This is a genomic window from Nocardiopsis lucentensis DSM 44048 (genome assembly GCF_000341125.1).
Classification (GTDB): domain Bacteria; phylum Actinomycetota; class Actinomycetes; order Streptosporangiales; family Streptosporangiaceae; genus Nocardiopsis; species Nocardiopsis lucentensis.
Map to the genome: position 1 here is coordinate 1 of NZ_ANBC01000193.1, position 7,393 is coordinate 7,393.

Annotated in this window: 7 protein-coding genes and 1 pseudogene; 4 read left to right on the plus strand and 4 right to left on the minus strand. The window is 72.8% G+C overall.

All coding sequences use genetic code 11. The annotated features are described in order from the left end of the window. Nucleotides 1-173: 173 nt before the first annotated feature. The 3 genes from D471_RS0106410 to D471_RS0106420 form a co-directional block, all read right to left on the minus strand. The gene (locus tag D471_RS0106410) at nucleotides 174-365 is read right to left on the minus strand and encodes a hypothetical protein (protein ID WP_017597860.1); all 192 of its coding nucleotides are present in this window, start codon (nucleotides 363-365) and stop codon (nucleotides 174-176) included. 174 nt (nucleotides 366-539) lie between these two features. Beyond that, nucleotides 540-1,199, minus strand: a complete 660-nt coding sequence (locus D471_RS0106415; RefSeq protein WP_017597861.1) for a hypothetical protein — start codon at nucleotides 1,197-1,199, stop codon at nucleotides 540-542. A gap of 72 nt (nucleotides 1,200-1,271) precedes the next feature. Next, nucleotides 1,272-1,862: a DoxX family protein gene (locus tag D471_RS0106420; protein ID WP_017597862.1), complete on the minus strand. Its 591-nt coding sequence runs from the start codon at nucleotides 1,860-1,862 to the stop codon at nucleotides 1,272-1,274. A 116-nt stretch (nucleotides 1,863-1,978) separates the two neighbouring features. Between D471_RS0106420 and D471_RS33275 the strand changes: the two genes are divergently transcribed. The 4 genes from D471_RS33275 to D471_RS0106440 all read left to right on the plus strand — a co-directional run bounded on the left by D471_RS33275 (nucleotide 1,979) and on the right by D471_RS0106440 (nucleotide 7,073). Further along, a complete protein-coding gene (locus D471_RS33275; protein WP_083924143.1) occupies nucleotides 1,979-2,731 on the plus strand; it encodes a ribonuclease HII in 753 nt (250 codons plus the stop codon). Nucleotides 2,732-2,977: 246 nt separating this feature from the next. After that, nucleotides 2,978-5,425, plus strand: a complete 2,448-nt coding sequence (locus D471_RS0106430) for an AAA family ATPase (RefSeq protein WP_026127468.1) — start codon at nucleotides 2,978-2,980, stop codon at nucleotides 5,423-5,425. Between the two features lie 59 nt (nucleotides 5,426-5,484). Further along, nucleotides 5,485-6,225, plus strand: coding sequence for a nucleotidyltransferase family protein (locus D471_RS0106435; RefSeq protein WP_017597864.1), 741 nt, complete (start codon nucleotides 5,485-5,487; stop codon nucleotides 6,223-6,225). 50 nt (nucleotides 6,226-6,275) lie between these two features. Beyond that, complete coding sequence (locus D471_RS0106440) at nucleotides 6,276-7,073, plus strand: tyrosine-protein phosphatase (RefSeq protein ID WP_026127469.1); 798 nt, start codon at nucleotides 6,276-6,278, stop codon at nucleotides 7,071-7,073. Between the two features lie 41 nt (nucleotides 7,074-7,114). Here D471_RS0106440 and D471_RS0106445 read toward each other — a convergent pair. Then, nucleotides 7,115-7,393 (minus strand): annotated as a pseudogene (locus D471_RS0106445) (hypothetical protein); the annotation flags it as partial.

Genomic DNA, 7,393 nt, shown 5'->3' on the forward strand with positions numbered 1-7,393 from the left:
CAGGACGTCGCGATGCGTCAGCAGTTCGAACGCGGCGAGGGGTACGGCCGGCGCTGACCCCCGCCCCGGCTCGGTGCCCGGCCGCCGGAGTCGGAACCGATGAGGACCCGCGACGCCCGTCGCGGGTCCTCATGTTCGTCCGGTCCTCCTCGTGGCGGATGAGGGGCTGGTCCTCACCCCGCGACGGAGAGGGAGGCGTAGCCCGCCGCGATGTCGATGCCGTTGCGTACGGCGATCTCCACGAGGTCCTCCACCTCGCCCGCCAGGCTGCTGGCCAGGTCGTCGTCACCGGTGGCGTGCGCTCGGCGCAGCGCGGTGATGGAGTCATGGATGCGCAGGTGGAGGGTGAGGGCGAACTCACGCATGGGGCATCTCCTCGGGGTCGGTGGAGCCGTGGAGGAGGGGTCAGGGGACCCTTCCCGGGGGATGCCCCCTGTCTACAGACCCAAGGTGAGAGCCGAGTGTGAGCACGGCAGCGAGCGGCAAAAGGCCCGGAAAAGGCGCCGTCGTGCCTTCGTGTGCGGCGGGAGGAACCTCCCTCAGTGACTCACCCACACGTACCAGTCGCCGGACACGTGCTCGTAGATCCGGGAGCCCTGCCCCGGGACGAACACGCCGACGGGGAGGTCCTGCGCGCTGTGGGCGAATCCGGCCGCGGGGTCCAGCAGCCCGGCGCCGTCGACCGTGAAGTGGATGAGGTCACCGGAGACCGAGACCTCGTCCAGCGGATAGGCCCCCGTCCACGCGCCGTCGCGCGCGGCGGTCCCACCGTCCTCGACCCGTCCCGCGAGCTCCAGCAGTTGGTCGGTGGACGCCGCCATCCGCAGTTGGAGGGGCACGTCGGCACCGGACAGTGCGAGGGCGGTGGCCGCGATCAGCGGCGCGGAGACCCACCGCAGCCAGTAGTGGCGAATCATCGGGCGGGCGACGGCCAGCGCGATCCCCAACCGCAGAGCGCCCATCGCGGCGAGCAGCAGCCCGCAGACCAGGCCGACGGTGAACGCGGGCAGGTGCCCGGCGGGAACGCTGTCCTCGAAGACCAGGATGAGCGCGACGGCCGCGCACGCGGGGATGTAGAGCCGGCCGGGCGGACGTGAGGCCCAGCTGATCAGGCGCTGGCCGAGAGTCGGCGGCTCCGCGATCTCGATCAGTTTGGCCACGGACCCGTCAGGGGCCGAACCGGAACCTGCGGCGGACATGCGTTCCCTCCGTCGAATCCGCGTCCTCGCGACACGGTCCGGCGGGCACGCCGAAGGGTCGAACCGGCCGCGTCACAGTCGAGACGGCCGTCCAAGAGCGGCCTCACCCACAGGATAGAGCAGTGGCGGAGCGTGTTCGGGGCGTCTGGGGGAAAAGGGGGGAGCATCGTGCCGGGCGGGCGCCGCCTCTCGGGAGGGGGCTCGGGTCCGGGCGCCGGACCGGGAGGGGTCGACGGTCGCGGGGGTCAGTATCAGGTGGTCCCATGACCAGCGGCCGCCGCGGACGGCCATGAGTACGCACACCGCGGTGACCAGCGCTGTCGTCGGCCATGAGCCGAACGGGGACGGGTCCGCCCCGCCGCTCTGCGCGGTGAGCGCGCCGACCAGGGCGACCGCCGCGAGGAGGGGGCCGGACAGCCATGTGAGCAGTCCCACGGCGAAGGCGATCGACAGCCCGATCAGCAACGCCGGAAGTGCGGGGGCCAGGGCGCCCGCGACCGTCGATCCGGGGTCGGGCAGCCGGGCGGACACCTCGCCGGTCCGCCCCCGAAGGTCCAGGCCGTGTTCGGCGAACATCCAGCCGGCTCCCACCCGGGTGAGGGCGGCGACGACGTCGTACAGGTTTCCTCGGCGGACGCGGGGGCGGCTCCTGGTGGACAGCATGTCCACCCCTCCTGGGGTTCGATCGTGGCTGTGCCGACAAGCGAAAACTACCCAACGTAGCCGTGGGTGGCGTGACGTCACGTCCGGTGAGTCGCGCAAACCCCTATGGTGGTCGGGTGAGCACCGCATCCACGAGAGCCGTCCCGCCCGCAGCCCCCACGTTCGAGGTGGAGGACGAACTCCGTGCGGGCGGCGCCCGGATCGTCGCGGGGATGGACGAGGTCGGGCGCGGTGCGTGGGCCGGCCCGCTGCTGGTCTGCGCGGCCGTGCCCGGTGAGGGCGCCCCGCCCGCGGGGCTGACCGACTCCAAACGGCTCACCCCCAAGCGCCGCCGGGAACTCGCCGAACGGTTGGCCCCCTGGGTCGCCGACCACGCCTTCGGCTGGTCCGAGCCCGCCGAGATCGACGAGGTGGGGATGACCGAGGCGCTGCACCGCGCCGCCCGGCGCGCTCTCGAGGGCCTGTCGGCACGCCCCGACGCGGTGATCCTCGACGGCCGTCACGACTTCATCGGCCGCCCCTGGCGGGTGCGCACCCAGGTCAAGGGCGACCTGACATGTGTGAGCGTCGCGGCCGCCGCGATCCTGGCCAAGGTGCGCAGGGACGCGTTCATGGCCGAGTTGGATGCCGACCACCCCGGATACGGCTTCGACGGCGCCGCCGGGTATCCCTCGCCCGTCCACCGCGCGACCCTCGCCGAGTCCGGTCCCACCCCGTACCACCGGTTGAGCTGGTCCTACCTCGATGCCCTGCCCCGCTGGCGCCATCTGCGCACGTATCGCGAGGGCACCGCGCCCACCGCCGGGTCGGCGCCCGGCGCGCGCGGCGGCGGCCCCGAGGACCAGGGTGAGCAGCTGTCCCTGCTGTGAGGCCCGTGCGGACGGCGGCCGCCCGACGACCGGCGCGTCCGTGCCACGGGACGGGAACGGGGCCCGGTCCGGATCCGGGTCCCCCGGGCGCGACACGCCGCCTCGCACTGGACATCCACACCACTTCGGGCAAGGCTGGGGCCGTAGCCATGGCTGTGGAACCGGTCCCCTCCGGCGCCGCCCCGGCCCGGCCCCCACGGTCAGGAGAGCCGACCTCCCACGGACCCCCAGGCAGGAAGGGTATGGATGACGCGCGATACGCACTCCACCGCCGCCGCGGAACCGGGACGCGCGTCCGGCCTCGCGCGGGTGCGCGCCCTGTACCACCGCGTCCCCCCCGGCAGGCGGCTGGTGGCCGCTCTGGTCCTGGTCACGGTGGTCGCCGTCGTCGCCCTCGTGGTGAGCCTGCCGGTCCTGGCCACGGTCACCGTCACCCTCGCCCTCCTCCTGCTCCTCGCGGCCCTGATGCGCTCCCTCGACGCGTTCGTCACGGTGCTGGTGTGCGTTGTGTGGCTGACGGTGGCCGTTCCCCTGTTCCAGATCCCGCTCGTCGGGGAACCGGTGACGCTTCTGCTCCTCCCGGTGCCCCCGCTCGTCGTCCTCGCCGCGAGCCGTGTGCGTGAGTTCCCCGTGTGGCACACCGCGGCGCTGTCCCTCACCGCCGGACTCGTCGCGGGGTTCTCCCTGGCCCTGGCGGGGATGGTGATCCCCCCGCTCCCCGCCTCCTGGGGGATCGCGCTGCTCTACGTCGCCGCCGGGGCCTGCCTGGTGTGGCGGCTGGCCGCCTCCCGACAGATCGTCAAGGAGGGCGGTTCCGCCCGTGCGAGGCCGGCCACGGACAGCCGACCGGGCGGTGGCCGCGCGGCCCGGACCGACTCCGAGCCGGTACGCGGCCGTATGGGCGACGCAAACCGCGCGACACACGGCGGGGGCGCCTCCGACGACGGCACCGAGCCCGTGCCGGTCGACCAGGCCCTGGCCGAGCTGGAAGCCATGATCGGCCTCGACCCCGTCAAACAGCAGGTCCGGGGACTCGCCGCCTCCATCGAAGCCGCCCGGCTACGCGCCGACGCCGGGTTCCCGGTCGAGCGGCCCCTGCGCCACCTGGTCTTCTCCGGCCCTCCCGGCACCGGTAAGACCAGCGTCGCCCGCACCCTGGCCACGATCTTCCACTCCTTCGGTTTGCTGCCCACCGCACGCGTCGTGGAGGCCCAGCGCGCTGATCTGGTCGGTGAGTACCTGGGGGCCACCGCGATCCGCACCAACGAGCTCATCGACCGGGCTCTGGGCGGGGTGCTCTTCATCGACGAGGCCTACTCCCTGGTCAACGAGGGAGACGGCCAGCCTGACCGGTTCGGCAACGAGGCCGTGCAGACCCTGCTCAAGCGGGCCGAGGACGACCGGGACCGGCTCGTGGTCGTCCTCGCGGGGTACGAGCAGGAGATGGACGCCTTCCTGGCCTCCAACCCCGGTCTGGCCTCGCGCTTCGCCACCCGCATCACCTTTCCCAGCTACTCCGCGGACGAGCTGTTCCGTATCGCCGAGTCCCTCGTGGCCCAACGGGGCGACAGCCTCGACGACGACGCGGCCCGGGCGCTTCGGCGCGGCTTCGACCAGGCGGTGCGGATCGAGGCGGTCGACGAGCTCGGCAACGGGCGCTTCGCCCGCTCGGTGGTGGAGAAGGCCGCCCAGGCCCGCGACGTGCGTGTGGTCACGGCCGGTGCGGGGGGAGGGGGACCCGCGCCGCGCCCCGAAGCCGAGGAGCTCATCACGGTCCGCGCCGCCGACGTGGCCGCGGCCTACGGCGAACTCACCTCCCACCTGCCCGGTTTCGGCACGGTGCCCGGCATCGAGGAGGCGATGGCCGAACTGGACGCCATGATCGGGTTGGAACCGGTCAAGGAACAGGTCCGCTCGATCGTCGCCCAGCTCCGGGTCGCCAAGCTCCGCGAGGAACAGGGACTGCTCAACCAGGCGCCCATGCGGCACTTCGTCTTCTCCGGACCGCCCGGAACCGGCAAGACCACGGTCGCGCGCGTCCTCGGCCGGGTCTTCTCCGCGTTGGGGCTCCTCGGCCGGGCCGAGGTGGTCGAGGCCCAGCGCGCCGATCTGGTCGGTGAGCACCTGGGCGCCACCGCGATCCGCACCAACCGCCTGGTCGACCGGGCCCTGGGCGGGGTGCTGTTCGTCGACGAGGCCTACTCCCTGGTCAACCCTGGTTACAGCGGCGGCGACGCGTTCGGGACCGAGGCCGTGCAGACCCTGCTCAAGCGGGCCGAGGACGACCGGGACCGGCTCGTCGTGGTCCTGGCCGGGTACCCCGGTGAGATGGAGCGTTTCCTCGCCTCCAACTCCGGCCTGTCCTCGCGGTTCAACGTACGCGTGCGCTTCCCCTCCTACACCGCCGAGGAGCTGACCGCGATCGCCGAGGCGGTCGCGGCGCGTACCGGCGACGCCTTCGACGACGGCGCGCGCGAGGACCTGCACAGCATCTTCACGCACGTGTGCGCGGAGGGCTGGATCGACGAGCTCGGCAACGGGCGCTTCGCCCGCTCCCTGTTCGAGAGGGCGTGTTCCCACCGCGACCTGCGGGTCTCCCGGGATGTCGGCGAGACCGCCACCGCGGCCCAGCTCACCGTGGTCACCAGCGCCGACGTCCGTCTGGCCTACGCCGACGCCACCCAGCAGGCCTGAGAAGCGGGCCCCGCCACACGGCCTCGGAGCCCGTGCGCCCGACTGCTAGGGTCCGATCCATGACCGCGACACCCTCACCTTCCGCGCCTCCCGTCACCCAGGCGCTCATCCTCGCCGGTGGCCAGGCCACGCGGCTGCGGCCCTACACCGACACCCGACCCAAGGCGATGGTCGAGGTGGCCGGACGCCCGATCATCGACTACCAGTTGGAGTGGCTGGTCTCCCACGGCGTCGAGCAGGTCGTCGTCTCCTGCGGCTACAAGGCCGAAGTGCTGCGCGACCACCTGTCCGCCCGGACGGAGGGGCCGCAGATCACCCTGCTGGTCGAGGACGAACCGCTCGGCCGGGGCGGCGCCCTCCGCTACGCCGCCACCGGACTGCGCGACCAGGAGGCGCCCTACTTCGCGCTCAACGGTGACGTGCTCACCTGGTTCCCGCTCGACGCGATGACCGCCCACCACCGCGAGCGCGGCGGGCTGGCCACCCTGGCCCTGTCGCAGTTCCGCACCACGTGGGGCATCGTCGACGTCGACGACCAGGACCGCATCGAGGGGTTCACCCAGAGCCCGCTGCTACCGGTGTGGATCAACGCGGGGGTCTACCTGTTCGAGCCGGGGATCACCCCCCTGCTGCCGGCCAAGGGCGACCACGAGTCCTCCACCTTCCCCCACCTCGCCGAGGAGGGCCGACTGACGGCCTACCGCATCGACGGATTCTGGCGCGGAGTGGACACCGCCAAGGACGTCAAGGAGGCGGGCGAGGCGATCACCGCCATGCGCGAGGCCGAGCAGCCCCGTTAAACGCTTCTTCCCCGGGACGTCGGACACGGGCTGACCCGGTGCTGGGGTGGGTGGGTATCGTCACGAACGTGACAAAAGACGGATTCATCCTCCCCAGCGCCCCCAACTTCCGCGACCTCGGCGGCCACCGCACCACCTCAGGACACACGGTCCGCACCGGTGTCCTCTTCCGCTCCGACGCCCTGCACTCGGTCTCCGACGAGGATCTGCCCGTCTACCACGGCCTGGGCATCCGCCAGCTGGTCGACCTGCGCACGCCCCGCGCGCGGGCGAGCCTGCCCGACATCACGCCCGCCGGGGCCGAGTACGCGGCCGTGGCCGTGCAGGACCCCGACACGGTCGGGGCCAACCTCGAGGACGTACTCGCCGACCCCGAGGCCGCCCGCGCCACGTTCGGCGACGGCGCGGCCGAACGCTTCATGCACGCCGTCTACCGGGCACTGGTCACGGACACCACGGCCTTGAAGGGCTACCGCGACCTGGTCGAGCGCGCCGCCGAGGGCCCCACCGCCCTCGTCTTCCACTGCAGCGCGGGCAAGGACCGTACCGGTTGGGGAGCGGCGCTGCTCCTGCGCCTGCTGGGCGTCGACCACGTGACGATCGTCGCCGACTACCTGGTGAGCAACGAGCGCCAGGAGAGCACCGAACGGTGGATGCGCAAGCTGTCGGCGAACAGCGGGCTCGACTGGGAGGACCTGGCGCCCATGACACGGGTCCGCTCCGAGTACCTGGACACCGCGCTGTCGCGGGTCGACGAGGTGTACGGATCCTTCGACTCCTATGTCACCGAGGGGCTCCGGCTCTCCGACGGCACCGTGGAGCGGCTGCGGGAACGCATGCTGCACTGAATTGATGCGGGCTCGCGGGCTCGGGCGTCGCCCGCAGGGGCTTAGAGCGAGTCCAGGCGGCGGCGCAGGTCCGTCTCGTCGGAGGCCGCCTCCAGCTCCGAGCCCAGGGCGGCCAGCACGGTGGGCCGGTCCACGCCCCGGTCGAGCAGGCGCCGCGCCGCCCGCCACAGGTGCGCGGGACGCCCGTGCCAGAGCCGTTCGGCGAGCCGTTCGTGCCGGTCCAGCTCCCGCTCGCGCTCGGGGTCGGTCCCGGTCACCGGGCGGTACCAGTGGTCCTGCCCGCTGGAGTGGCGGCCGCTGTGCGGGGTGGCCGCCTCGTA